At 63.3% G+C, this 26424-nt stretch carries 21 protein-coding genes; 10 read left to right on the top strand and 11 right to left on the bottom strand.

The window, feature by feature from the left end:
* Positions 1-7 precede the first annotated feature (7 nt).
* From GQB00_RS00670 to GQB00_RS00655, 4 genes are read right to left on the bottom strand one after another with little or no spacing between them, the layout of a single operon-like run.
* Positions 8-817 (bottom strand): carbohydrate ABC transporter permease, encoded by an 810-nt coding sequence (locus tag GQB00_RS00670; protein WP_111496582.1) that lies wholly within the window; start codon positions 815-817, stop codon positions 8-10.
* Between the two features lie 12 nt (positions 818-829).
* Positions 830-1696, bottom strand: a complete 867-nt coding sequence (locus GQB00_RS00665; RefSeq protein ID WP_165854886.1) for a carbohydrate ABC transporter permease — start codon at positions 1694-1696, stop codon at positions 830-832.
* A 13-nt stretch (positions 1697-1709) separates the two neighbouring features.
* Positions 1710-2825, bottom strand: a complete 1116-nt coding sequence (locus tag GQB00_RS00660; protein WP_165854885.1) for an ABC transporter ATP-binding protein — start codon at positions 2823-2825, stop codon at positions 1710-1712.
* On the bottom strand, positions 2818-3930 hold the full coding sequence (locus GQB00_RS00655; RefSeq protein ID WP_111496585.1) for an ABC transporter ATP-binding protein: 1113 nt from the start codon (positions 3928-3930) through the stop codon (positions 2818-2820). Before GQB00_RS00655 ends, GQB00_RS00660 begins: the two co-directional genes overlap by 8 nt.
* Before the next feature lie 380 nt (positions 3931-4310).
* Here GQB00_RS00655 and GQB00_RS00650 point away from each other — a divergent pair, with 380 nt between their 5' ends.
* On the top strand, positions 4311-6095 hold the full coding sequence (locus GQB00_RS00650) for a sigma-54-dependent Fis family transcriptional regulator (RefSeq protein WP_165856474.1): 1785 nt from the start codon (positions 4311-4313) through the stop codon (positions 6093-6095).
* Between the two features lie 24 nt (positions 6096-6119).
* On the opposite strand, the gene glpK is transcribed toward GQB00_RS00650, so the two are convergent.
* Positions 6120-7598 carry a glycerol kinase GlpK gene (gene glpK, locus GQB00_RS00645; protein ID WP_165854884.1) on the bottom strand — a complete coding sequence of 493 codons (1479 nt, stop codon included), beginning with the start codon at positions 7596-7598 and terminating at the stop codon, positions 6120-6122.
* A gap of 313 nt (positions 7599-7911) precedes the next feature.
* Here glpK and GQB00_RS00640 point away from each other — a divergent pair, with 313 nt between their 5' ends.
* Positions 7912-8670 carry a DeoR/GlpR family transcriptional regulator gene (locus tag GQB00_RS00640; RefSeq protein WP_165854883.1) on the top strand — a complete coding sequence of 253 codons (759 nt, stop codon included), beginning with the start codon at positions 7912-7914 and terminating at the stop codon, positions 8668-8670.
* Positions 8671-8824: 154 nt separating this feature from the next.
* Positions 8825-10339: a glycerol-3-phosphate dehydrogenase gene (gene glpD, locus GQB00_RS00635; RefSeq protein WP_165854882.1), complete on the top strand. Its 1515-nt coding sequence runs from the start codon at positions 8825-8827 to the stop codon at positions 10337-10339.
* Here the strand turns inward: glpD and GQB00_RS00630 are convergent.
* Positions 10325-11524 carry a M24 family metallopeptidase gene (locus GQB00_RS00630; protein WP_165854881.1) on the bottom strand — a complete coding sequence of 400 codons (1200 nt, stop codon included), beginning with the start codon at positions 11522-11524 and terminating at the stop codon, positions 10325-10327. The two genes, glpD and GQB00_RS00630, sit on opposite strands and share 15 nt — an antisense overlap.
* A 254-nt stretch (positions 11525-11778) precedes the next feature.
* Between GQB00_RS00630 and GQB00_RS00625 the strand changes: the two genes are divergently transcribed.
* Positions 11779-13029 carry an ABC transporter substrate-binding protein gene (locus GQB00_RS00625; RefSeq protein WP_165854880.1) on the top strand — a complete coding sequence of 417 codons (1251 nt, stop codon included), beginning with the start codon at positions 11779-11781 and terminating at the stop codon, positions 13027-13029.
* A gap of 35 nt (positions 13030-13064) precedes the next feature.
* On the opposite strand, the gene GQB00_RS00620 is transcribed toward GQB00_RS00625, so the two are convergent.
* From GQB00_RS00620 to edd, 3 genes are all read right to left on the bottom strand, one after another.
* The gene (locus tag GQB00_RS00620) at positions 13065-13625 is read right to left on the bottom strand and encodes a TIGR00730 family Rossman fold protein (protein WP_165854879.1); all 561 of its coding nucleotides are present in this window, start codon (positions 13623-13625) and stop codon (positions 13065-13067) included.
* Between the two features lie 128 nt (positions 13626-13753).
* Positions 13754-14740 carry a glucokinase gene (locus GQB00_RS00615; RefSeq protein WP_228276640.1) on the bottom strand — a complete coding sequence of 329 codons (987 nt, stop codon included), beginning with the start codon at positions 14738-14740 and terminating at the stop codon, positions 13754-13756.
* Complete coding sequence (gene edd / locus GQB00_RS00610) at positions 14737-16557, bottom strand: phosphogluconate dehydratase (RefSeq protein ID WP_111496593.1); 1821 nt, start codon at positions 16555-16557, stop codon at positions 14737-14739. The genes GQB00_RS00615 and edd overlap by 4 nt, the downstream gene beginning before the upstream one ends.
* A 326-nt stretch (positions 16558-16883) precedes the next feature.
* On the opposite strand from edd, the gene gap reads away from it, so the two are divergent.
* From gap to GQB00_RS00585, 5 genes are all read left to right on the top strand, one after another.
* On the top strand, positions 16884-17888 hold the full coding sequence (gene gap, locus GQB00_RS00605; protein ID WP_165854878.1) for a type I glyceraldehyde-3-phosphate dehydrogenase: 1005 nt from the start codon (positions 16884-16886) through the stop codon (positions 17886-17888).
* A gap of 113 nt (positions 17889-18001) precedes the next feature.
* On the top strand, positions 18002-19450 hold the full coding sequence (gene pyk / locus GQB00_RS00600; protein WP_165854877.1) for a pyruvate kinase: 1449 nt from the start codon (positions 18002-18004) through the stop codon (positions 19448-19450).
* Positions 19451-19784: 334 nt separating this feature from the next.
* Entirely contained in the window at positions 19785-20333 is a 549-nt protein-coding gene (locus GQB00_RS00595) for a hypothetical protein (RefSeq protein WP_165854876.1), read from the top strand.
* Positions 20330-21517 carry an iron-containing alcohol dehydrogenase gene (locus GQB00_RS00590; RefSeq protein ID WP_165854875.1) on the top strand — a complete coding sequence of 396 codons (1188 nt, stop codon included), beginning with the start codon at positions 20330-20332 and terminating at the stop codon, positions 21515-21517. Before GQB00_RS00595 ends, GQB00_RS00590 begins: the two co-directional genes overlap by 4 nt.
* A gap of 202 nt (positions 21518-21719) precedes the next feature.
* A complete protein-coding gene (locus GQB00_RS00585) occupies positions 21720-22481 on the top strand; it encodes a substrate-binding periplasmic protein (RefSeq protein WP_228276639.1) in 762 nt (253 codons plus the stop codon).
* 9 nt (positions 22482-22490) lie between these two features.
* Here GQB00_RS00585 and GQB00_RS00580 read toward each other — a convergent pair whose 3' ends face one another.
* Together GQB00_RS00580 and GQB00_RS00575 are read right to left on the bottom strand one after the other, a co-directional pair.
* Entirely contained in the window at positions 22491-24977 is a 2487-nt protein-coding gene (locus tag GQB00_RS00580) for an ABC transporter permease (RefSeq protein WP_165854873.1), read from the bottom strand.
* Positions 24974-25687, bottom strand: a complete 714-nt coding sequence (locus GQB00_RS00575) for an ABC transporter ATP-binding protein (protein WP_228160586.1) — start codon at positions 25685-25687, stop codon at positions 24974-24976. Before GQB00_RS00575 ends, GQB00_RS00580 begins: the two co-directional genes overlap by 4 nt.
* Positions 25688-25781: 94 nt before the next feature.
* Between GQB00_RS00575 and GQB00_RS00570 the strand changes: the two genes are divergently transcribed.
* The gene (locus tag GQB00_RS00570) at positions 25782-26423 is read left to right on the top strand and encodes an arylesterase (RefSeq protein WP_228276638.1); all 642 of its coding nucleotides are present in this window, start codon (positions 25782-25784) and stop codon (positions 26421-26423) included.
* Position 26424: the final 1 nt, after the last annotated feature.

Raw genomic sequence — 26424 nt, 5'->3', positions numbered from 1 at the left:
GAGCCTCCTATACCCGGCCCAGGGCAAAGCCCGTAGCCACATGGTTGCGAACGAACCAGACCACCAACAGGCCCGGAATGATCGTCAGCACGCCGGCCGCCGCCAGCACGCCCCAGTCGATACCGCTCGCGCCGACCGTCCGCGTCATGATGGCGCTGATGGGCTGGGCGTCGACGGACGTCAGCGTGCGCGCCAGCAACAGCTCCACCCAGGAAAACATGAAGGCGAAGAAAGCCGTCACACCGATGCCCGAGCGGATCATCGGGATGAAAATCTTGATGAAGAAGCGCGGGAAGCTGTAACCGTCAATATAGGCCATCTCGTCGTATTCCCGAGGGACGCCCGAGATAAAGCCCTCCAGAATCCACACGGCCAGGGGCACGTTGAACAGACAGTGCGCCAGTGCCACCGCTATGTGGGTGTCGAACAGGCCGATGGATGAATACAGCTGGAAGAACGGCAACAGGAACACCGCCGGCGGCGCCATGCGGTTGCTGAGCAGCCAGAAGAACAGGTGCTTGTCGCCCACGAACTTGTAACGGCTGAAGGCGTAGGCCGCAGGCAGCGCCACCAGCAGCGTAATCACCACGTTAATCGACACGTAGATGGTCGAATTGATATAGCCCGAGTACCAACTGGGATCGGTGAAAATCACCTGATAGTTATGCAGCGTGAAGTTCTGCGGCCAGAAGGTCAGCGAGCTGAGGATTTCCTGGTTGGTCTTGAACGACATGTTCAGTAACCAGTAGATGGGCAGCATCAGCAAGACAATATAGAGACTGATGCCAAAGCCCTTGCGACGATGATGGCTCTTCATGATCCGTCTCCCCTACTTGTCCCGGTCCGGATAGGTAATCGCCGTGAAGAACAGCCACGACACCAGCAACACAATCAGGAAGTACACCAGCGAGAACGCAGCCGCCCGGCCGATATCGAACTGCCCCACCGCCATGGTGGTCAGGGTCTGGCTGAGGAACGTGGTGGAACTGCCCGGCCCGCCACCGGTGAGCACGAAGGGCTCGGTGTAGATCATGAAGCTGTCCATGAAGCGCAGCAGCACCGCGATCACCAGCACGTTTTTCAGACGCGGCAGCTGGATGTAGCGGAACACCGCCCAGCGCGAGGCGCGGTCAATCTCCGCCGCCTGGTAGAAGGCTTCGGGAATGGCGCGCAGACCCGAGTAGCACAGCAGCGCCACCAGCGGCGTCCAGTGCCAGACGTCCATCAGCAGCACCGTCAGCCAGGCATCGACGGTATTGGCGGTGTAGTTGTAATTCACGCCCATGGCATTGACGGCCCACCCGAACAGCCCGATGTCACCGCGGCCGAAGATCTGCCAGATGGTGCCCACCACGTTCCAGGGAATCAGCAGCGGGATGGCCAGTAGGATCAGGCACAGCGAGGCCCGCCGACCGCCGGTCGGCATCATCAGTGCGATGCCGATGCCCAGCGGAATCTCGATCAGCAGCACAGCACTGGAGAAGATCACCTGACGCCCGAGGGACGCCTGCAGAGCGTCATTGCGCAGCACTTCGCGGAACCAGTCAGTACCTACGAAGTAAGCGCTGTTAGGGCCGAAGATGTCCTGCACCGAGTAGTTCACCACGGTCATCAACGGGATCAGCGCAGAAAACGCCACCAGGATGAACACCGGCAGCACCAGCCACCAGGCCCGGTTATTGGGGACTTTTCTCATACTCGAATCTCCCTCATACCGAAACCGCCTCAGACGGGTCCGCATCCACCAGGAACTCGTCGATGTAGAGCTTCAGCCACTGGCGCGGGAACACCACGTGAACCGTATCGCCGGCAATCACCTGATCCTCGTCCACCCGCGCCTTGATGGTTTGCTGCCCCAGGCGCAGGGTCAGGATCTTGTAGGTACCCAGGTCCTCTACATCCAGCAACTCGCAGGCGAAGGTCTCGTCCGTCGTATGACCGGACAACTGCACGAATTCCGGGCGGATACCCAGCTTCAGGTTGTCGCTGCCGACACGCCGCACCTCTGCCATCACCCCATCCGGGAGCGGCACCTGGATGCCATCGAACTGCACGCCCTGCTCGCTAGCGGTGACCGGAATCAGGTTCATCCCCGGGCTTCCGATGAAGAAACCGACAAAGGTGTGATTGGGGCTTTCGAACAGTTCCCGGGGCGTACCGAACTGGACGATCTGGCCCTCATACATCACCGCGATCTTGTCGGCGAAGGTAGAGGCTTCCAGTTGATCGTGGGTGACGTAGACCATGGTGATGCTGAACTGTTCGTGGATCTGCTTGAGCTTGCGGCGCAGCTTCCACTTGAGCTGCGGATCGATCACCGTCAGCGGCTCGTCGAACAGGATCGCCGACACGTCGTCGCGCACCAGCCCGCGCCCCATGGACACCTTCTGCTTCTCGTCCGCCGTCAGCCCCCGGGCTTTCTTTTTCAGGACCGGTTCCAGCTCCAGGATGGCGGCGATCTCCTCCACCTTGGCGCGAATCTTCGCCTTGGGCATATCAGCGTTGCGCAGCGGAAAGGCCAGGTTGTCGTAGACGGTCATGGAGTCGTAGACCACCGGGAACTGGAACACCTGGGCGATGTTGCGATCCTTGGGCGACAGCTCGTTGACCCGCACGTTGTCGAACAGCACGTCGCCCTCGGACGGCGCCAGCAGCCCGGAGATGATGTTGAGCATGGTGCTCTTGCCGCAGCCGGACGGGCCCAGTAGCGCATAGGCACCGCCCTTGTGCCAGGTGTGACTCATCTGGCGAATGGCGTAATCGTCCGGCCCGGACGGATGGCGCTCATAGCTGTGCGCCAGGGACTTCAGCTCGATCTCAGCCATGCGCCGCACCTCCTTCGCCCGCTCCGGTTTCATGGGCCGGCGCATGCACCAGTTCGCCGGCCTGGTTGAACACGAACAGCTTGCCAATCGGCAGGTAGATCTTGATCGGCGTTTCCGTGTGGTACTCGTGAACCCCCATCAACTGCAACACCAGCTCGAAATGATCGTTTTTTACGTGCATGAAGGTTTCCGAACCGGAGATTTCCGCCAGCTCGACGGTCATAGCCAGTTCCAGGTCGTCCTCGTTCTGCGGCACCAGGCTGATATGACTGGGGCGGATGCCGAACTGGTAGGCGTCCGGCTCCAGAGCCTTGAGCTCGCGGGTCAGCGGGTGGTGGGCGTACTCATCGAAGGTGACGTCGTTCTCGGTGACCCGGCCGGGCATGAAGTTGATGGGCGGCTCGCTGAACAGTTCGGCGGCCGTCACGCTGGCCGGCTTGCGGTACACCTGAGTCACCGGTCCGCTCTGAATGATGCGCCCTTCGTGCAACAGTGTGGTGTGGCCGCCCAGCGCCAGCGCCTCATTGGGCTCGGTGGTGGCGTACACCGCGATGCAATTGCGCTCACGGAACAGCGCGCGCAGCTCGGTGCGCAGTTCCTCACGCAGCTTGTAGTCGAGATTGACCAACGGCTCGTCGAACAGGATCAGGCTGGCATCCTTGACCAGCGCCCGCGCCATGGCCGTGCGCTGTTGCTGACCGCCGGACAGTTCCAGCGGATAGCGCTTGAGCAGCGGCTCGATGCGCAGCATCGCGGCGGTTTCCTGTACCCGCCGCTCGATCTCGGATCGGGGCATGCGCGCCAGTTTCAGGGGCGAGGCAATGTTGTCCCAGACGGTCAGGTTCGGATAGTTGATGAACTGCTGGTAGATCATCGAGATGTTGCGCTTCTGCACGGACTGGCCAGTCACGTCCTGGCCATCCACCAGCACACGGCCCTCGTCAGGCCGGTCCAGGCCCGCCATCAGTCGCATCAGCGAGGTCTTGCCGGCCAGCGTCCGGCCCAGCAACACGTTGAACGAGCCGGCCTCGAAGGTGATGTCGGCGGCGTCGATATGGGCGACACCGTCCACGGTTCGGGAAACGTTCTCCAGGGTCAGCGACATGCGCCTTGGATCCTTGTTTTTATTTTCGGATCACCGCGCGCCGGGTTGCATCAGCGCACGTTCGTATACGAATACAATGGCGCAATGAACATACCAATGTCCCAAAATAAACCGTCAAAATCCCACAATACACTGATTAAAAAGAACTAAATAAAATGATTCGCGAACAGGGAAGGCGTTCGTGTTTTTCGTTTTCGAATCATTGTGTTCAATATGAACATTGACAAGCGAACACCCTGAACACAATACTGAACAAAAATTGCGCACACCCGCTCGGCAAACAATCACAACAAACAAGGCAGGTCATCACCGTGAGCAGGACGCCCACCTCCGACGATTTTGGCGATCTCATCGCCGCTTCCTGGACCCGTTGCCAGGCCATGGGCCTGAGCCACGCCACGCCAGCAGGCACCCACCGGATAGCCACTCCGGAACCGGCGCAGCGCTTTGCCCTGCTGCTCGAGACCACCGAACGGGAAGTACTGCCCTATTACGAGAACATACTTGCCAACAGCCGCTCCCTGATCCTGCTGGCCGACCACGAAGGCCGGCTGCTCAAGCACTGGGGCGACCGGCGTTTCATCGAGCCGGGGCGGGAAGCCCTGTTCGAAACCGGAACCAGTTGGCAGGAACGCGACAACGGCACCAACGCCATCGGTACCGCCATCGCTTCGGGCCAGGCGGTGCAGGTGCAGCGCAACGAGCACTTCCTGACCGCCAACCGCTTCATGACCGGCTGCGCCGCGCCGATCCTGGACGCGGAACAGAACCTGGTCGGCGTGCTTAACGTATCCAGCGATGCCTATCTTCCCCAGGCCCACACCCTGGGCATGGTCAAGCTGATGGCCACCGCCGTGGAGAACCGGCTATTGGTGCACCAGTACGGTGGCGGTTGTGCCCTGCTGACCTTCAACACCAACGCTGACAACCTGGACAGCCAGTGGTCGGGCCTGCTCGCCATCGATGCCGACGGCGAGGTAATGGCCGCCAACCGCCGTGCCGCCCAATTGCTGGGCACCGACCTCCTGCACCAGCCGATCACCGGCCTGGTGGACATGTCGCTCTCCAGTCTGCTGAACCAATCGGATGACCACACCTTTCCGCTGCAGGCACGAACCCGCCGACACCTCTACGCCAGCCTGCGCAAACCCGACCGGCGCAGCGGCGAAGCGCCGGCTGCCAAGCAGCACGCCCGGCACCCGCAACGTGCCGCGGGCTTTCGTAACGTGGAGTTCGGCGACGCCCAGATCCAGCGCTGTATCCGCCAGGCCACACGCGTGGCGGGCCGGGACATTCCCATCCTGATCCAGGGGGAAACCGGTGTTGGCAAAGAGGTGTTCGTAAAAGCGCTGCACCAGGCGAGCGCCCGCCGGGAGAAACCGCTGGTGGCCGTCAACTGCGCGGCGATTCCATCGGAGCTGGTGGAATCGGAGCTGTTCGGCTACGCCAAGGGCGCCTTTACCGGCGCCAGTCTGCAGGGGTCGACCGGGCTGATCCGTAAGGCCGATGGCGGGATACTTTTCCTGGACGAAATCGGCGAGATGCCGGCCCGGGCCCAGGCCCGGCTATTAAGGGTACTGCAGGAGCGGGAGGTGCTGCCGGTTGGCGCCACCGAAGCCTATCCAGTGAACATCCATCTGGTTTCGGCGACCAACCAGCCGTTGAAGGAACGGATTGAAAGCGGGGTGTTCCGACGGGATCTCTACTACCGGATCAGCGGGCTCGCCCTGGAGCTGCCTCCACTGCGCCAGCGCACCGACCGGCGCTCGCTGATCCGCCACATCCACACGCTTTACCGGGACAGCGACCAGCCCAGCGCCCTGCCCGATGCCATCCTCGATCTGCTGGAGCAGCATCCCTGGCCGGGCAACGTGCGCCAGTTGATCAACGTGATGCAGGTGGCCCTGGCCATGGCCGGCCCGGAACCGGTGGAAACCTGGCACCTGCCGGACGACTTCCTGCAGGATCTGCAGCTGGCCACGGTGACGCCCATCGAACCGGCGCTGGCCGTCAGCCGCCCCGCCGGATCCGGGCCCGGCTCGACGCTCGACGCGCTGCTGGAAGTCTACAACCGGCACCAGGGCAATGTGTCCCGAACCGCCCGCCACCTGGGCTTCAGCCGCAACACCGTGTACAAACGGCTGCGGGAGCTGGGCGTGCGTTGAACGCCGCCCGGCTGCGGAAGTCGGTCAGTCCTGCAGACGGTTCACCGCTTCGACCCACCCCTCGTAGAGCCGGTCTCGGGTTTCCTTGGTCATCTCCGGGGTGAAGCTGCGGTCGCATTGCCAGAGCTGTTCCAGCGCTTCCAGGGACTCGAACACGCCGGCCTTGAGGCCCGCCAGATAGGCCGCACCCAGGGCGGTAGTTTCGATCAGTCTGGGTCGGTCAACGGTAGCCCCCAGGATATCCGCCAGGAACTGCAGCACCCAGTTGTTCTCCACCATGCCGCCGTCCACCCGCAGCGCCACCGGCCGCACGCCGTCGCGCTCCATGGCTTTCTGCAGATCCTTGGTCTGGTAGCACACCGACTGCAGCCCGGCAGTGACGATTTCCTTGATCCCCGTATCCCGGGTCAGGCCGAAAATCGCTCCGCGCGCCTTGGGGTCCCAATAGGGTGCACCCAGCCCGGTGAACGCCGGCACCAGGTAGACGCCGTGATTGGCCGGGGTCTGTTCCGCCAGGGATTCCGTTTCCTTCGCCATGCGGATCAACTTGATGCCGTCCCGCAGCCACTGGATGGCGGCCCCGGCGATGAAGATGCTGCCCTCCAGGGCGTAGGTGGTCTTGCCATTGAGGCGGTAGGCCACGGTGGTCAGCAACCGCGATTCGGAATGCAGCGGTTTATCGCCGGTGTTGAGCATGAGGAAGCAACCAGTGCCGTAGGTACTCTTGGCCATGCCCTCTCGGAAACAGGTCTGACCGAACAAGGCCGCCTGCTGGTCGCCGGCCATGCCGTACACCGGCACCGTCCCGCCGAGCAGATCGGCCTCGATGTCCCCAAAGTCGTCCGCCGAATCCTTCACTTCCGGCAGCAGCGATTCGGGCACGTTGAACAGGGCCAGCAGGTCCTTGTCCCACCGCTGTTCGTGGATGTTGAACAGCAGGGTGCGGGAGGCGTTGGTGGCGTCGGTCAGGTGCCTGCGGCCACCGGTCAGCCGCCACAGCAGGAAGGTGTCGACCGTGCCGAAGGCCAGCTCTCCCCGCTCGGCGCGAGCCTGGGCCCCTTCCACATTGTCCAGAATCCAGCGAATTTTGGTGGCGGAGAAGTAAGGGTCCGCCAGCAGACCGGTCTTGTCCTGAATTGCCGGCTCGTGGCCTTCGTCTTTCAGAGTACGGCAGAGGGTCGCGGCGCGGCGGTCCTGCCAGACGATGGCGTGGTAGATGGGCTTGCCGGTCTGGCGATCCCAGATCACCGTGGTTTCACGCTGGTTGGTGATGCCGATCCCGGCCAGATCGCCAGCGCCGATGCCGGCTTTTTCCATGGCTTCGCGGCAGGTCCGCAGCACCGAATCCCAGATGTCTTCCGGATCGTGCTCCACCCAGCCACTCTCGGGAAAATGCTGCGGAAATTCCTGCTGGCTGACCGCGCGGACCTCGGCCCTTTCATCGAAAATCATGGCCCGGGAACTGGTCGTGCCCTGGTCGATTGCCAAGATATAACGCGTCATGCTTGCCCCCTGTCCACCGTCTTATTGCATCGATACGTTGCCGCACCAATGCGTGCGTTCTTGTTCGGTTCGCGGAAATCGCCGGCGACGCGGTTTGACCCAGGATGCCCGCCGGTCCATTTCCCTGAAAGCCCTGCGGGCATTCTTGCGCTTTTCGCAAACGAATCCAAATATTTTTTCGTTTACGATGATCGTGCCGCCCGTATTCCGGCCAGGCACTTGCCAGGCTGCTATGATTGGCCTGTAATCTCATGATTTACCGGCATTCCATGCCACGCATTGCGCACGGCGCAAACGAACCAGGCGAACCGATATGGCACAGAAACACCGTCAGGACCTGATCATGGAGCTGATCGAAAAGACCGGCTTCGTGACCACCGAACAACTGGTGGAGCATTTTCAGGTGACGCCCCAGACCATCCGCCGCGACCTCAACCAGTTGGCCCGGCAGAGCCGCGTGCGGCGCCATCACGGCGGGGCGGGCGTCGATTCCAGTACCGTCAACACCGCGTACCAGGCACGCAAGATCATGGAGCTGGAAGCCAAGGAACGCATCGCCCAGAGCCTGGTGCGGATGATTCCCGACAGTGCCTCGCTGTTCATCAACATCGGCACCACCACCGAGACCATCGCCCGCGCCCTGCTGGGTCACAGCAACCTCAAGGTCGTCACCAACAACCTGCACGTGGCATCGATTCTCGCCAGCCGGGAAGACTGCAGCATCATCATCGCCGGGGGCGAAGTGCGTAATCGCGACGGCGGCATCGTCGGCGAGGCGACCCGGGATTTCATCAACCAGTTCAAGATGGATTTCGGCATCGTCGGCATCAGCGGCATCCACATGGACGGTTCCCTGCTCGATTTCGACTACCGCGAGGTGCGTGTCGCCCAGACCATTATGGCCAATTCCCAGCAGGTGCTGCTCGCCGCCGACCACTCCAAGTTCGGCCGCAACGCCATGGTAAGACTGGGCAGCATTACCCAGGCCGACCACTTCTTCACCGACCAGGCACCGCCCCTGGAAATCCGCCAACTGCTGGACGACAACGACGTGCGCCTGCACGTGGTCTGATGCAAACACCCGACGGTTTGGGTGTTTTCTAAAATGTTCGTTTTTTGTCGGTTGTTTTCCTTTACGAATCACCCGGCTTTTCGCATAATGCAGGCATTGTCCACTTTTTCGCCAACCGGCGGCCACAGCCCGCGCGGTCGAGAGGATCATCGGCATGCAATCGGCAACCACGGACTACGACCTGATTGTCATCGGCGGCGGCGTCAACGGTACGGGCATCGCTATGGATGCCGCAGGCCGGGGCCTGAAGACACTGCTCTGCGAGATGCACGACCTGGCGTCAGCCACCTCTTCCTCCAGCAGCAAGCTGATCCACGGCGGGCTGCGCTATCTGGAACACTACGAATTCAAGCTGGTACGCCAGGCTCTGGCGGAACGGGAAGCCCTGCTGCGCAACGCGCCGCACATCATGTGGCCAATGCGCTTCCGGCTGCCCTACCAGTCGCACCTGCGTCCCGCCTGGATGATCCGTACCGGTCTGTTTTTGTACGACCACCTGGCCAAACGGGAGTTGCTGCGCGGCTCCAACGGCATTCGCTTTGACGGCAACAGCCCGCTGATCCCCGGGATCACCCGTGGCTTCGAGTATTCCGACGGCTGGGTCGACGACGCCCGCCTGGTGGTCCTGACCGCCAAAGCCGCCGAGGAGAAAGGCGCCACAGTGCGTACCCGAACCCGCTGCGTCAAGGCAGAGCGGGACGGCATGAACTGGCAGGTGACACTACGGGACGAGCGCAGCGGCCACGAGCAACAGGCGCGCTGCAGGACGCTGGTCAACGCGACCGGCCCCTGGGTCAGCTCGCTGTTCAAGGAGTCCCTGGGCATGCAGGCGCCCAAGCAGATCCGTATGGTCAAGGGCAGCCACATCGTGGTGCCGCGCATCCATACCGAACCGGAAGCCTATATCCTGCAGAATGCCGACGATCGCATCATTTTCGTCATTCCCTACGAGGACGATTTCTCACTGATCGGCACCACGGATGTGGACTATCAGGGGGATCCGAAAAAGGCCACCATTTCCGAGGAGGAAGTGGATTACCTGGTCGGTATCGTCAACGACTATTTCCGCAACAAGCTGACGCCGGAGGATGTGGTCTGGTCCTATTCCGGGGTGCGGCCACTGATGGACGACGAAGGCGGATCGGCGCAGAAAGCATCACGGGACTATACGTTCGAAGTCGATGGCGGCAAGGACGAAGCGCCGCTGATTTCCGTATTCGGCGGCAAGATCACCACCTACCGCAAGCTCGCGGAGGCGGCCACTGACCGCATCAGCCAGTTCTTCACCGACGCCGGCGACGGCTGGACCCGCGACGCCACCCTGCCCGGCGGCGATTTTGGAAGCCAGGAGGACCTGCGTGACGAACTCAAGACGGCCTACCCCTGGGTGCCATCCGGCCTGATCCACCGCTTCGTGCGGACCTACGGCACGCGCACACGGAAACTGCTCGATGGCTGCCACTCGATGGAAGACATGGGTCGGCATTTCGGCGCCAACCTCTATGCCCGCGAGATCGACTACCTGCGCGATCAGGAGTGGGCGGTGGACGCCGAGGACATCGTCTGGCGCCGCACGAAGCTGGGCCTGCGTCTGACCGCCGCCGAGCTGAGCGGCATCCAGGCCTACCTGGACAGCCAGACGGTTACCGCACCGCTAACCACCGCCTGATTCCAGCGCCCACCGGTTGCCGGTGACAGGCCGGGCGCCGCCGGACTCCACAACCACCGTCTCGCTCAGGCCAATGCCCCATTCCCCCGGCACGCGCAGGCACAGCGGCAAGTGGAACACCATGCCAGGCTCGAACACGTCCGTCTGCCCGCGGGCGATAAAGCCACTGCCTTCCACCCAGGAAGGCGGGAACTGCGCGCCGACGGTATAACCGTACACCCCGGAAAAGAACGCCCGGTCCTGCCACTCGCGCCAGGCCATCTCGGCCGCCACAGCCGCCGCATCGAAGGTCCGGCCCGGCACCATGTGGGCAACCAGGGCCTCGAAGACTGCGCGGCAGGCTCCGGCCAGCGACGCCATGCGCCCGTTCACCGGCTCGCTACCCGCCACGACCGTGTGCATCATCGGCGCGGTATAGCGTTCGCAGGCCGCCCCCAGTTCAATAAACACCGGCTCACCCGAATGGATGGCAAAACGCCGATGGTTGGTGTGGATGATGCTGCTGCGTCTTCCGGCAACGACGATGGGCTGCATGCTCATGAATTCGCTGCCGGCCCGGTGCATCGCGTCGGCTGCCGCGGCAGCGACGGCGCTGTCAGTAACGCCCGGCAGCACCGCCTCCCGCGCCGCCTGGATGCCCGCCTCGGTCATCCGCGCCGACGCCTCCAGACAGGCCAGCTCCTCAGCGGATTTGACCCGGCGAATGGGCCCCAACAAGCCGCCGCTGTCCTGCCAGTGGCGATCCGACAAGCGCTCCCGCAGGATGGCCAACAGTCCCGGCCGCAGGCCACCGCCCCAGAGATCGACGCCCAAGCGCGGGCCCAGCCCGGCCAGCACCTCGGCCAACGGCTCGACCACTTCGCGCGGGTCTTCCCAGCGATAGCCCAGCACCCGATCCACCCGGGCACAAGCCACCGCCGGGCCGGTCTCGATCGACGGCACCTGCAGGGCGGTAAACCCGGGCGCATAGACCAGCGCCGTGTGCACGGAGACTTCGAAGGTATTGTAGCCGGTGAGGTAGTAGATCTCGGCGGGGTTGGTGAGCAGCAATGCGTCCAGGCCGGCCTGTTCGAGGGCCGCATCCAGGGCGCTGCAGCGGCGTGCGTACTCCGCCTCTGAAAACGCCCGCTCGCGCTGGCCGCCCAGCGCCTTTTCCAGTGTGTCCGCGTAGGTTCTGAAATCCATCCGTCATCTCCCGCGACAGGCTGAAGCGGGGATACTGCGTGTCCGCAGCACTCACGCCGCCTACACATCCCCCTGACAAGCCATGTTTACATCGGGTAACCCGGCGACACAATTCCTTGCTCAATCTTTTACGTTAGTCCCATTGATGCCGCGTCGACTCCTACCCAGACTCGATAGTGGAAACTACTTACCCATCCAAAAACAACAAGCGGCCTCGCGCGTGGACAGGCGCTGCGGCCAGGGAGAAGTTCATCATGTCACTCACGCGTCTTTGCTGTGCGTGCCTTGTGCTCGCATTCGCGGTATCGACTCACGCCGCCGACACACTCAAGATCGGCTTCAACTACCCGCAGAACGGCCGCTACAAGGACCAGGGCCTGCAGGAACGGCTCGGCGCCTTCATGGCCGTCGACGAAATCAACCAGGCCGGCGGCATTCTCGGAAAACCCATCGAACTGGTCATCCGCAACAACAGCAGCGATCCCAAACAGGGCGCCGCCAACACCGCCGAGCTGATCGACCAGGAAAACGCCGCCATGGTCTTCGGCGGCGTATCCAGTGCCGTGGCCATCGCCTCGGGCGAGGAAGCCCGCAAGCGGGATCGTCTCTACTTCGGCACCCTCACCTACTCCAACGCCACGACCGGCAGCGCCGGGCACCGCCACATGTTCCGGGAACCCTTCAACGCCTGGATGGCGGCCAAGGCCATCAGCCATCACCTGCAGAACCGCTACGCCGGGCAGAAATTCTTCTACATCACCGCCGATTACACCTGGGGCTGGTCCACCGAATCCTCCATGCGGCGCTTCACCGACACCGGTAACGACCAGGCCCATCCCGGGGTCAAGACGCCTTTTCCCAACGCCTACCTGAAAGACTTCAAGGCCGCCCTGGACAAAGCCGACGCCGCCAACCCGGAAGTGCTGGTGATGGTGCTGTTCGGCGACGACATGGTGCGCGCCCTCAACCTGGCCTACGAGATGGGTCTGAAGGACAAGATGCAGATCGTGGTGCCCAACCTCACCCTGGGCATGGCGCAGGACGTGGGGCCGACCATAATGGAAGGCGTTATCGGCGCGGCGCCCTGGGTCTGGGAAGCGCCTTACCAGTATGACTACCCGCGCGGCCGGCAGTTTGTGGAGGAATTCGCAAGGCGCTACGAGATGCGCCCGTCCTCGGCCGCGGCGTCCGCCTACAGCATTCTGCACCAGTACCGGGACGCCGTGGAACGTGCCGGCACCACCGATACGTCGGCGGTGATCCGCGCGCTTGAGGACTACCGCTACAGCCTGCTGAAAGACGAACAGAAGTGGCGCGCCTTCGATCACCAGAACGTGCAGACCGTCTACGTGGTGCGCAGCAAAACCCGGGAGGAAGTGATGGACGATCCGATGGGCGCGGACTACTTCGAAATCGTGGACACGCTGGACGGCAACACAGCCGCCAAGACACTGGAAGAGTGGCAGGAGGAACGCCGGGAAGCCGGCAAGCCACTCAGCCTCTGACGGATACGCCGATCAGGAACGGCATGCCCCTCGCCTCAGCGCCACTTGGCCTGGGGCGATTTGTAGTGCCGGAATCCGGCCAGGATCTCGGCCGCATTATCACCGACAACCAGCATGTCGCGGTACGGCTCCTTGAGGAAAGCGTGCTGGCACATGGTGTCGAAAAAGCCCAGCAACCGATCGTAGTAACCGGCAATGTTGTAGAAGGCGCAAGGCTTCTCGTGATAGCCCAGTTGCGCCCAGGTCCAGGCCTCGAAGATCTCCTCAAGCGTACCCGGGCCACCCGGCATGGCCACAAAGGCCTGGGCCAGGGAATTCATCCGGGCCTTGCGCTCATGCATATCGTCGACCACGTAGAGCTCGGTCAGGCCGTCGTGGGCGACTTCGCGCTCCTTGAGCATGCGCGGGATCACACCGATGGCCTCGCCACCGTGTGCCATCACCGCCGACGCCACGACACCCATCAGACCGACCTTGCCACCGCCATACACCAGGGTATGACCACCTTCGGCCAGGGCCTGCCCCATGGCGCGGGCGCCTTCCTCGAATACCGGGTCGTTACCGGTGCTGGACCCACAGAATACTGCGACTTTCATAGATCGGATCGGCCTCCCATTGTCCGCACGCCCGTCCGGGCGGCTTCAGGCAAACGCTAATAAGAACAGATCATCAGACGGGAAACAACGCGAGCGGACCGTCCGTGGCCCGCCGCGTAGTCGGCAAATCAGGACACTTCGGGGTTACGCAGCGCTTCCGCCGCGCCCAGCAGGCCGGTGTAGGGTTCGGTCACCACATGCACCGGCGTCCGCTCCATCAACGGACGCATGCGCCCCTTGTCCTCAAAGGCAGCCTGGAACGGGCTTTCCAGGAAGAACTCGATGAAGCGCGGCAGGATCCCGCCGCACAGGTACACGCCGCCCACGCTCCCCAGGGTCAACGCGGCGTTGCCCGCGGTGCGACCCAGAATCTCGCAGAAATGACGCAGCGCGTGTCGAGCCAGTGCATCGGCGTCGGACACCGCCGCCGCCGTGATCTTGGCGGGGGTATCCAGCGGCGCGGCCACGCCCTGTATCTCGGCATGGGCCTGGTACAGGTTGAGCAACCCCTGGCCGCACAGGATCCGTTCAACCGAAACCCGACCGAAGCGGGCCTTGAGGATCTGCAGGATGGCGATCTCCACCTCGTCGGTGGGCGCGAAATCCACGTGCCCGCCTTCGGTCATCAGCGGCACCCAGCCATCACGCAGTGGCACCAGTCCGGAAACGCCCAGACCAGTGCCCGGCCCAATCACCAGACGCGCACGCGAGGCATCGCCCGGCCCGCCGCAGACGTGGATCAGGTGTTCCTGGGGCACATGAGGCACCCCCAGCGCCATGGCGGTGAAGTCATTGATCACCTTGAACGAACGCAGGCCAAACTGCTCGCGAATGGCCTGCAGGCCGAAACGCCAGTGATTGTTGGTCATCCGCACCTGGGCGTTGGGATCGTTGGGCGACGGCACCGGCCCGGCGACCGCCAGGCACACGTCCTTGATCCGCTCGACACCGACCCGCTCCATGTAGGCGCGGATGGCACCGTCCAGATTGTCGAATTCGCCACAGGGCAGGACCTCGATGGCGTGGGGGCGCACGTCCCCTTCCCGGGCCAGCGCAAATCGGGCGTTGGTCCCCCCGATATCGCCGACCAGCTCTACCATGGATTGATCAGTCATGCGTCGTGATTCCAGAAAAAGCTCGCCCCCTCTTCCGGCGTGCCGGCAGAGCGGCGCAGCCAGCCGAACAGTTCGCGACCGTAACCGGTGTGGTAGCTCGACAGATCGACTTTCGCCTGCTCGCGCTGGGCCAGTTCGTCATCGGATACCTCGATGTCCAGCTTACCCTGGCTGGCATCCAGGCAGATGATATCGCCGTCCCGGACCCGTGACAGCGGGCCGCCGTCGAGGGCTTCGGGATAGACGTGGATCGCCGCCGGGACCTTGCCGGAGGCGCCGGACATACGACCGTCGGTAACCAGCGCCACCCGGAAACCACGATCCTGCAGCACGCCCAGGTATGGCGTCAGCTTGTGCAGTTCGGGCATGCCGTTGGCCTTCGGACCCTGGAAGCGGACCACCACGATGCAGTCCTTGTCCAGTTCGCCGGCATCAAACGCCTGGGCCAGCTCGTTCTGGTCGTTGAGCACCACCGCCGGGGCGCGGATCACGTGGCGATCCGGTTTGACCGCGGAGGTCTTGATCACGCCACGACCCAGGTTGCCGTCCAGCACGCGCAGACCACCTTCCGGCGCAAACGGCTCGGCGGCGGAACTGAGCACGTCGGTATCACCCGAGGTCTCGGCAGACGGCGTCCAGACCAGCTTGTCGTTATCCAGCGACGGCATCTGGGTGTAGCGATCCAGGCCGTGGCCCATGATGGTTTCCACGTCCTCGTGCAGCAGGCCATGGGCCAGCAGCTCGCGGATCAGGAACGGCGTGCCACCGGCCTCGTGGAAGGCGTTCACGTCCGCCTGGCCATTCGGGTAGATGCGCGTCATGGACGGTACCACCGAGGACAGTTCGGCGTAGTCGTTCCAGTCAATGAGGATACCGGCCGCCCGGGCGATGGCGATCCAGTGAATGGTGTGGTTGGTGGAACCGCCGGTCACCAGCAGGGCCACCAGGGCGTTGACGATGTTCTTCTCCGCCACCACGTCACACAGCCCCCGGGTGCCGCCGTTGGGGCGGGACTGGCGAATCACCTGTTCGGTCACCTCGCGAGTCAGCTCGTCGCGCAGCGGGGTGTTGGGGTGGATAAACGCTGCGCCTGGCAAATGCAGCCCCATCACTTCCACCAGCAGCTGATTGCTGTTGGCGGTGCCATAGAAGGTACAGGTGCCCGGGCTATGGTAGGACTGGCTCTCGGCCTCCAGCAGCTCGTCCTTGCCCACCTTGCCTTCGGCGTAGAGCTGACGAATGCGCTGCTTTTCCTTATTGGGCAGACCCGATGGCATGGGCCCGGCCGGCACCAGCGCGGTGGGCAGGTAGCCGTAGCTCAGGGCGCCAATCAACAGTCCCGGCACGATCTTGTCGCAGATGCCCAGCAGCAGGGTGGCGTCGAACATGTTGTGACTCAGGGCGACGGAGGTGCTCATCGCAATCACGTCGCGGGAGAACAGGCTCAGCTCCATACCCGGCTGGCCCTGGGTCACACCGTCACACATGGCGGGAGTCCCACCGGCGAACTGGGCCACCGAACCCATACCGTGCGCCGCCTTGCGGATCAGGTCGGGAAACCCTTCATAGGGCTGATGCGCGGAGAGCATGTCGTTATAAGCCGACACGATGGCCACGTTGGCCTGGTTCATCAGTTTGAGGGTGTTCTTGTCGGACTGACCGCAGGCGGCAAAGCCGTGGGCCAGGTTGCCGCAGGAGAGGACACCACGCTGCGGTGACTGCTCCCCGAGTTGGGCCATGCGCTGGAGGTAGTCCTCACGGGTCGCCCGGCTCCGTTCGATTATCCGCTGGGTTACTTTTTCCACAATCGGATGCATGTCTCTCTCCTGATTATTGTCGCATCGACGGACGTCGGCCGCGCCGCGTCCGCCCGATTCACGCCTCTCTTCAAGCGCCCGCTCTCATGGGCCGGGAACGGCCGGACCGCGACGCTGTCGAATTTTCAATCAGTTTACGGCCTACGGCCGCTTTAATGGCCGTAATCCTACGTAATTTTTTTGTCTATTTCACGATAAAATCTACATGGACGAAATTTATTTTGTTATGTTTACTACATCGGATGAAAAACAATCGACCTGAATGACCCTTTCACTCCATTCAGGCCGCCGACCAGCAAAATAATCAGAGTCAGCGGAGGCCCGACATGACTATTCGCATCGCTATCAACGGTTTTGGACGCATCGGCCGCAACGTTCTGCGTGCCCTTTATGAAAACGACTACCGCGAGGACATGCAGGTTGTCGCCATCAACGATCTGGGCGACGCCGAAACCAACGCACACCTGCTCAAGTATGACAGTGTGCACGGCCGTTTTAACGGCACCGTCACCCACGATTCCGAATCCCTGACCGTCAACGGCGATCGCATTGCCATCCACGCCGAGCGCAATCCCGAAGACCTTCCCTGGAAAGCCTACCACGTGGACGTGGTGCTCGAATGCACGGGGCTGTTCACATCCCGCGACAAGGCCGCGGCTCACCTGAGCGCCGGCGCCGGCCGGGTGATCATTTCCGCGCCCTCCGGCGATGCCGACGCTATGATTGTATACGGCGTCAACGACGATACCCTGACTTCCGAGCACAAGATCATTTCCAACGCCTCCTGCACAACCAACTGCCTGGCACCGGTGGTCAAGGCGATTCACGAAGGTGTGGGTATCGAAACCGGTCTGATGACCACGATCCACTCCTACACCAACGACCAGAAGCTCAGCGACGTCTATCACAAGGACCTGTACCGCGCCCGTTCGGCCACCCAGTCCATGATCCCGACCAAGACCGGTGCCGCCGCGGCGATCGGTAAGGTGCTGCCGGACCTGGATGGCAAGCTCGATGGCCTCGCCGTGCGGGTGCCGACCATCAATGTCTCTCTCGTGGATTTCAGCTTCGTCGCCAGCCGCGACACCAGCGTCGAGGAGATCAACGAGCTGGTGCGCAAGGCGGCCGAGCAGAACCCGGTACTGGGCTACAATGAGGAAAAGCTGGTCAGCATTGATTTCAACCACTCCGCCCTGTCGAGCGTGTACGATGCCAACCACACCCGCGCCCTGGGCCGTCAAATTAAAGTCATGGCCTGGTACGACAATGAGTGGGGCTTCTCCAACCGCATGCTCGACAACACCCGCGCGCTGATGGCGACGGAAAAGTAAGACGCGGACGGACCAGCAAACGCTTCACTCATTCAGGGGGCTCCGCGCCGGCCAGCTCGACGTTCCGCTTGCCGGATCGCCGCGGTACCCCACCCAGTATCAGAGGACACTTCATGCTCAGGCGTACAAAAATCGTCGCCACACTCGGCCCGGCCACGGATTCTTCCGACTCGCTGGCCGCCATCATCGCCGCCGGCGTTGACGTCACCCGCCTCAATTTCTCCCATGGCAGCGCCGAGGACCACATCGACCGCGCCCGCCGGGTTCGCGAGACAGCCAAGGCTCAGGGTCGCTTCGTGGCCCTGCTGGCCGACCTGCAGGGGCCCAAACTGCGCATCGCCCGCTTTGCGGAGAACAAGATCACGCTGCAGGCCGGGCAGACTTTCGTGCTGGACGCCGCCATGGACAAGGAGGCCGGCGACAGCGAGCGCGTGGGCATCGACTACGAACAGTTGATCGACGACGTGAAGCCGGGCGACATCCTGGTGCTGGACGACGGCCGCATCGAGATGGAAGTAGAATCGGTGGACGACCACAGCATCGCCTCGCGCGTGCTGATCGGCGGCCCCCTGTCCAACAACAAGGGCCTGAACAAGCGCGGCGGCGGCCTGTCAGCCGACGCCCTGACCGAGAAGGACAAACAGGACATCAAGACCGCTGCGGCGCTCAATGCCGACTACGTGGCGGTGTCCTTCGTGCGCACGGCGGACGACATGCATACCGCCCGCGCCCTGCTGCGCGAGGCCGGCTCGAACGCCGCGCTGGTGGCCAAGATCGAACGCGCCGAGCTGGCCCACAACCCGGAACAGCTGGATGCCGTTATCGAAGCGTCGGACGCGGTGATGGTGGCACGCGGCGACCTGGCCGTGGAAATCGGTGACGCCGAGCTGGTCGGCGTGCAGAAACACATCATCAACCGGGCCCGCAGCCTGGATCGCGTGGTGATCACCGCCACCCAGATGATGGAATCGATGATCGAGAACCCGATGCCGACCCGTGCGGAAGTCTCTGACGTAGCCAACGCGGTGATGGACTACACCGACGCGGTCATGCTGTCGGCGGAAACCGCCGTGGGCGACTACCCCAAGGAAGCCGTGGAATCCATGGTGCGGATCTGCCTGGGCGCGGAAAAGCAGCCCTCCATGCACCAGTCCAAGCACCGCATCCACGAAAGCATGGAGCGGGTGGACGAGGCCATTGCCCTGTCGGCGATGTACGCGGCCAACCACCTGGAAGGCGTGACCGCCATCATTTGCCTGACGGAAACCGGGGCAACACCGCTGCTGATGTCGCGCATCAAGTCGAGTCTGCCGATTTTTGCCCTGTCCCGGCACCACAGCACCCAGCACAAGGTGGCGCTGTACCGCGGTGTGCAAACCGTGCCGTTCGACTCCAAGCCGATGCCCAATGAAGAAATCAACGCCCGCGCCGTGGAAGAACTGATCGAGCGCGGCGTGGTCCGGGACGGCGACCTAGTGGTGATGACCAAGGGCGATTACGTCAACGCCCAGGGCGGCACCAACACCATGAAAATCCTGCGCGTGGGCTCAACGATCCAGTAAGCCCCGCTCACTCTCTCTTATTGACGACTGCGTGGTGCTCCAACCATCGTAGACTTGGCGGCCTGGCTTGTTCCGTTGGTCAGGCTGCCCTTTTTCCCCTCTTTTCTCTCGCACAGCCGCCCTGCTCCAACCTGTCGGCACCTTTCAGCACTTTCCGAAAAAAGACGCCCCTAAACCAGCTCCACATACCGCAGATCCCTGGCGAACGCACGTGCCGCATGGCCTGCAAATGTATTGGCCTGTTTCGACAGCCCCGCATCAGCCCGACCAGTTGACTTAATAGAGTAAAAGCTCTAAATATTGATTAACACCACAACAACACGGGTAGAGCACCATGCAAGGCAAGGCATTCAGACCGATGGCGCTGCAGGCCAGGCGCCTGTATGTGGAGTTGATGTTCCAGGTGATGGGACGCGCGTTGCAGGGCATCAGCGAAGTCGACGAAACCGCGCGGGAGGAAGCCCGGGCGCTGCCGGTGGGTTTCCTGTTCGAGATGAAAGTCCGGCCCAACGGCCCGGCCCTGGTGATTGAGCACATTGGCGACGGCCAGTTCCGTTTTCACGGCGACGAATCGCCCCGACCGGTGGACCTGTCCATCGAGTTCAAGCACATCGCCCACGCGTTCCTGGTGGTCTCGTTCCAGGAGAAGACCTCCGTGGCCTTTGCCAACGACCGTATGCTGGTGGACGGCGACATCGGCTACGCCATCCGTATGACGCGCATCCTCAACCGCCTGGAGACATTCATCCTGCCCAAGCTGGTGGCCAAACGCGCGGTCAAGGAATACCCGGCCAACCTCAGGCTGCCGGAAAAAATACTGAGTGCCGCCCGCATCTACCTCAAAGTGGCGGGCCAATTCCTGGAAACAGCGAGAGCATCATGAGCCAGAACTACTACGAGTTTTTCTGTCCGGTCAAAGTCATCGCCGGCAAAGCTGCGCTGGAGCACATTCCCTACGAATTATCCGGGCTTGCCGCCAGCCGCCCCATGCTGATTACCGACAAGGGCGTGCGCGCCGCCGGCCTGCTGGATCCGGTCATCGAAGCCTGCGAGGAAGGCGGCCAGGACATCGTCACCATCTACGACGATGTACCGCCGGACTCCTCCACCCATGTGGTCAGGGACATCGCCGGCATCTACCTCAGCGAGCAATGCGACTCCATCATTGCCGTGGGCGGCGGATCGGCCATCGACACCGCGAAGGCGGTCAATATCCTGGTGTCCGAAGGCGGTGACGATCTGTCCACCTACGCCGGCGCCGGCGTCCTCAAGCACCCACTGAAACCGTTCTTCGTGGTGCCCACCACCGCCGGCACCGGGTCGGAGGTGACCTCGGTCGCCGTGATTGCCGATACCGCCAAATCCGTCAAACTGCCATTTACGTCCTCTTTCCTGCTGCCCAATGCGGCGATCATCGATCCGCGCATGACCCTGACACTGCCGCCGCACATTACCGCGGCCACAGGGATGGACGCCCTGACCCACGCCACCGAAGCCTTCACCTGCATGGCCAAGAACCCGCTGAGCGACGCCTATGCCACAGCGGCCATCAGGAAAATCAGCGGCAACCTGCTGACGGTGATGGACAACCCCAAAAATGCCGATGCCCGCCTGGAGCTGGCCCAGGCCTCCACCATGGCCGGCATCGCCTTCTCCAATTCCATGGTGGGCCTGGTGCACGCGCTGGGTCACGCCACCGGCGCAATCTGCCACCTGCCCCACGGCCTGTGCATGAGCCTGTACCTGCCCTACGCCCTGGAGTACAACCTAGACACCATCCGCGAGCCACTGAGCGAACTGCTGCTCTACATGGCCGACCCCGACGTTTACGCGACCACACCGGCCAACCGCCGTGCCGAGGAATGCATCTCGACCATCCGCAAGTTGCGCGATGATCTCTACCGCCGCTGCCAGCTGCCGCGCACGCTACAGGAAACCGGCAAGGTGGAGGCCGAACAGCTCGAACAGATCGCCCGCACGGCGCTGGATGATGGCTCCATCATGTTCAACCCGCGGGAGGTGACACTGGATGACGCCATGGCCGTACTCAAACGCGCCTGGGGCTGAACACCGATGGCGGCCCGGCGGCCAACACCGGGTCCGCCCGAATTGCAATGACGGGAACTGACAACAAGACGACATCTGTCATATCTGGCAAACTTGCGGCAATGGCAGGGATAGGCCTAAAAACGATAAAGCGCCGGAAAATTCGACCGATCGAGGATCGATCATCGCCCTTTCCGGCATGGTTTTGCAGGCTAGACCACTCATGCTGCGAGTATTCCTTCGCTCGGCCTTCGTGCTGGCGACGCTATTGATCGCCCACACGCCCGCAGCGGCAGACACCGGAAACGACCACGTCCTCAAGTTCAACGTATCCCCCGCCGGCTACCCGCCTTACATCATCGTCGATGACAAACAGGTTTCCGGCATCGTCTGGGATGTGATCACCAGCGTTTGCGAGCGCCTGGACTACCGGGTCGAACCTCACATGATCCCGCGCAAACGGGTCGACCGCATGCTGCTCGAAGGCTACATCGACGCCACGGCGCGGGCCCGGGAATGGACCGCCCACCCGGAGCATTTCGTGTTCTCCGCGCCCATCGTGCGGGTGCGTGAAGTCTTCTTCACGGTCGACGGCGCGCCATTTGACTACCAGGTGCCGGCGGACCTGCAGGGCATGACCGTGCTCACCCACCTGGGCTACCGCTACCCCTATCTGAAAGAGATGTTCGAGTCCGGACGCGCCCAGCGCTTCGACGTGCCCAAGGACCGGGATATTTTCAGCTATCTGCTCTACGGCGAGAACCGTTTCGACGTCGCGATTGCCGACGAACTCGTGGGCCACTGGCTGATCCGAGAGAACGGCTGGAAAGGTCGCTTCAATACCAGTGTCAACGCGCTCACCGACTTCGGGCTGCGCCTGATGGTCCGCCCCGGTATCGCCGGTTTCGCCGACGACTTCGACCGGGAACTGGAAGCGCTGCGCGCCAGCGGCGAGCTGGATCGTATCATCACCAGCTACCGCTGACCCCGCGCCTCACTCAAGGCGCCGCAGCAGCAACATGGGCGAGACCCGCAACACCGGATTGAGCTGCCAGCGGCCAAACACCGCCAGCACCGCGGCACTGACCAGAGGCAACATCACCACCACCTGCCAGTGCCATTGGAAGGTCCCCTGGAACATCCGATACTGCAGTGCCCAGACGGCCACTTCCGCCGCGACCACGCCGAGAATCCCGGCAAACGCCCCCAGCAGCGCGAATTCCAGCATCGTGCTGTTCACCAGCAGCCGCTGGCGCCCGCCCAGGGTACGCAGTAGCGCGCCCTCGCGCTGGCGATCCTGCAGCGTGGCGCTGACGACCGCCGCCATGACCACCACGGCCGCCGCCAGGATCATCGCCAGGATGGCCTCGATGGCCTGGGTCACCTGCTGCACGATCTCGCGGATGCGGTCGATGATGTGGTCGATCTCCAACACCGAAATGGTCGGGAACTGGCGGGTGAAGTCGTTCAGGATCGGCTTACGCGACGGGTCCAGATGGAAGCTGGTGATCCAGGTGGCCGGCAACCCGTCCAGTGCGCCACCCGGCGGGAACGCCATGTAGAAGTTGGGTTTCATGCTGTCCCACTGCACCGTGCGCACGCTGGTGACCGGCTGCTCGATGGTCTGGGAGCCGATGGTGAAGCCCAGCCGATCTCCCAGATCCACGCCCAGCTCGCTTGCCAGCTCTGCCTCGATCGATAGCCCCTCGGTCGCCTCCGGCGCGAACCACTGTCCGCGTACGATGCGGTTATCGTCCGGCAGGTCCTCCATCCAGGTCAGGTTCAGCTCGCGGTTCAGGGCACCAACGCTCTGATCCTTGCTCACCACCTCGCGCACCGGTTCGCCGTTGATGGTGGTCAGACGGCCGCGCACCATCGGGTACAGGGTATCGGTGGACAGGTCGTGACCGTCCAGGAAGCCGCGTACGTCACCCACCGCTTCCGGGCCGATGTTGATCAGGAAATGGTTGGGCGCATCCTCGGGCAATTGCGCCTGCCAGTCGTCCAGCAGGGACGAGCGCACCAGGATCAGCGTGGCCGCCAGCATGAGCGTCATCGAGAACACGGCAATCTGGGACAGACTGGCCTTGCGGTGGCGATACAGCCCCACCAGCGCCAACCGCCAGGCGTTGCCGCCACCGACGATCCGGCGCAGGCCCAGCACCAGCAGCCAGCCCAGCACGCCGAGCACCGACAGCAGAGCCGCCAGACCACCCAACAGGGCAAGCACCAGCCAGATTTCCCCGGCGTAGAGCCAGACCAGTCCGAAGATCGCCACCAGGGCAATCAGGCCGTCCCGCAGCACGCCGCGTCCGGCCTCCCCCGGCTGGGCCCGCAGCACCCGCATAGCCGGCACCTGGCGCAGCCGCTGGATAGGCGGAAACGCGAACGCCAGCAATGCCACCAGCGCAGTGATCAGCGCCGGCCCCAGCGCGAGAAGGTCAACGCTATAGTCCGCTTCCCGCTCCAGCAATTCGGCGGTCAACGATGCCAGCCCCCAGAAGATCGGCAACGCCACCAGGATGCCCAGCATGGTGCCCACGACGCCCCAGAGCACCAGTCGCCCCAGGTACATCCGGCTGATCCGGCGCCCGGGGACGCCCAGGGTCTTGAGCAGGGCCACGGTATCGCGCTGGCCCATCGCGTACTGGCGACTGGCCACCGCCACAGCGACCGCCGCCAGCAACACCGCCAGGCTGCCGCCCAGCAACAGGAAACGACGCGCCTTGCTCAGTGAATCCGACAGCGCTTCGCCATCCTCAATGCTTTCCCATTCGTGACTGGGCCCGAAGCGCGGCTGCAGCCAGGCGTAGAAGGCATCCAGGGCATCGGATTCGCCGGCGAACAGATTGACGTACTCAACCCGGCTACCCTGCTGGATCACACCGGTGCTGGCCACGTCGTCGGCGTGCATCATGATGCGCGGCGCCAGCGCCGACATGCTGAAGCCGCCGTCCGGTTCGCGGATCAATAGCCCGCTGACCGTCAGCGAGCGGTTGCCGACTTCCACCTGGCCGCCGATGTCCAGATCCAGCAGGCGCAGCAGACGCGGATTGACCCAGACCTCACCGGGCGCCGGGCCATGCCCCACCATCTGGCGGGACGCATCAGGGCCGGTCTGGAACTCGACTTCCCCGCGCAGCGGATAAGCGTCACTGACCGCCTTGACCGACACCAACTGGAAGTTGCCGGCGCCAAACACCATGGTGGAGAACTCCACCATCCTGGCGGTGGCGATGCCGCGGCGTTCGGCTTCGTCCCGCCAGGTTTGGGGAATGGGCTCGCCGTTCTCGCTCTCCAGTTGACGGTCGCCGGCCAGGAAGGCGCTGGCCGAGGTGACCAGGGTGCGCTCCAGGTGGCTGGCGTAAAGGGCGATGGTGGCCACCGTGGCCACCGCGATCACCAGGGCCGCCACCAGCACCCGCACGTCGCGCTGGCGCCAGTCCCGGCCGGTGTGGGAAAGGCTCGATCCCTGACTCATGAAACCGCCGCCTCCGGTGCCGTCGTGGCGGCCGGCTCGGTCAGCTCGCCGGCATCAATGTGGAACTGACGCTGGCAGCGGGCGGCCAGTTGCTCATCGTGAGTCACCATCACCAGCGTGGTGCCCTGTTCGCGGTTCAACGCCATCAGCAGGTCGGATACCGCCTGGCCGGTGTTGTTGTCGAGATTGCCGGTGGGCTCGTCGGCGAACAGGATTCTGGGCCGCGCGGCGAACGCCCGGGCGATGGCAACGCGCTGCTGCTCGCCGCCGGACAGCTGGCGCGGGGTGTGCTCAAGCCGCTCGCCCAAACCGACACGCTGCAACAGCTCCGTCGCCTGGCTCGCGGCATCGCTCTGCCCGGCCAGTTCCAGCGGCAGCATCACGTTCTCCAACGCGGTCAGCGCCGGCAGCAGCTGGAACGACTGGAACACGAAGCCGACCCGCTCGGCCCGCAGGCTGGCCCGCTCGTCCTCGCTGAGGCGGCTGATCGGCTGACCGTCGAGCTCGACCTGACCATGGCTCGGGGTATCCAGACCGGCCAGCAGGCCGAGTAGCGTCGTCTTGCCCGAGCCGGAACGGCCCACGATGGCCACTGACTCGCCCTTGCGGATCGACAGGTTGATGCCATGCAGGATGCGCAGAGAATCCTGCCCCAGATCCACTTCGTGGGTCAGGTCGGTTACCTTGAGTATGTCGTTCTCCGTTGCCACGGAACCTCCTCGACGGTAGAACTGATTGGAATATCATCGGTCAATCGGCATGATCGACTGAGAATAGTTTTATCTGACAATGGATACGGTATACATGTTCCTGAGATCAATCACTTTTTACTTATTGACCCTATGCAGCCTGTTCACGATTGCCGTCCCGGCCGGCGCCTCGACCCTGCTGATCATGGGTGACAGCCTCAGTGCCAGCTACGGCGTCGACACGGAAAAAGCCTGGGTATCGCTCCTGCGGCAACGACTGGACCGCGAGGGATTCAGCCAGTGGACCGTGGCCAACGCCAGCATCAGCGGTGAAACCACCGACGGCGGCCTGCGCCGGTTACCCGCCCTGCTGGAGCAGCACGAACCCGAAGTGGTGATCATCGAGTTGGGCGGCAACGACGGTCTCAGGGGCTTTCCGCCCAACGTCACCCAGGAAAACCTGGCCCGCATGACCGAACTGTCCCAGGCCGCCGGCGCCCGGGTCCTGCTGGTGGGCATGCAGATGCCGCCGAACTACGGCGAGCGCTATACCAGGGCCTTCGCCGCCATCTACCCCACCATCGCCGAGAACAGCGGCGCCGAGCTGGTGCCGTTCTTCCTCGACGGCATCTACAACCGCGACGGCTTCATGCAGGACGACGGCATACACCCCACGGCAGCGGGCCAGCCGCAGCTGCTGGACAACGTCTGGCCGCACCTGCACCCCATGCTACAGAATACGACCGGGGCCAACTGAA

Origin of the sequence: Marinobacter sp. JSM 1782161 (assembly GCF_011421605.1) — a bacterium.
GTDB classification, from domain to species: Bacteria; Pseudomonadota; Gammaproteobacteria; order Pseudomonadales; family Oleiphilaceae; genus Marinobacter_A; species Marinobacter_A bohaiensis.
Note: the sequence above shows the minus strand (reverse complement) of the source record. Positions and strands in the feature narration are given on the sequence as shown.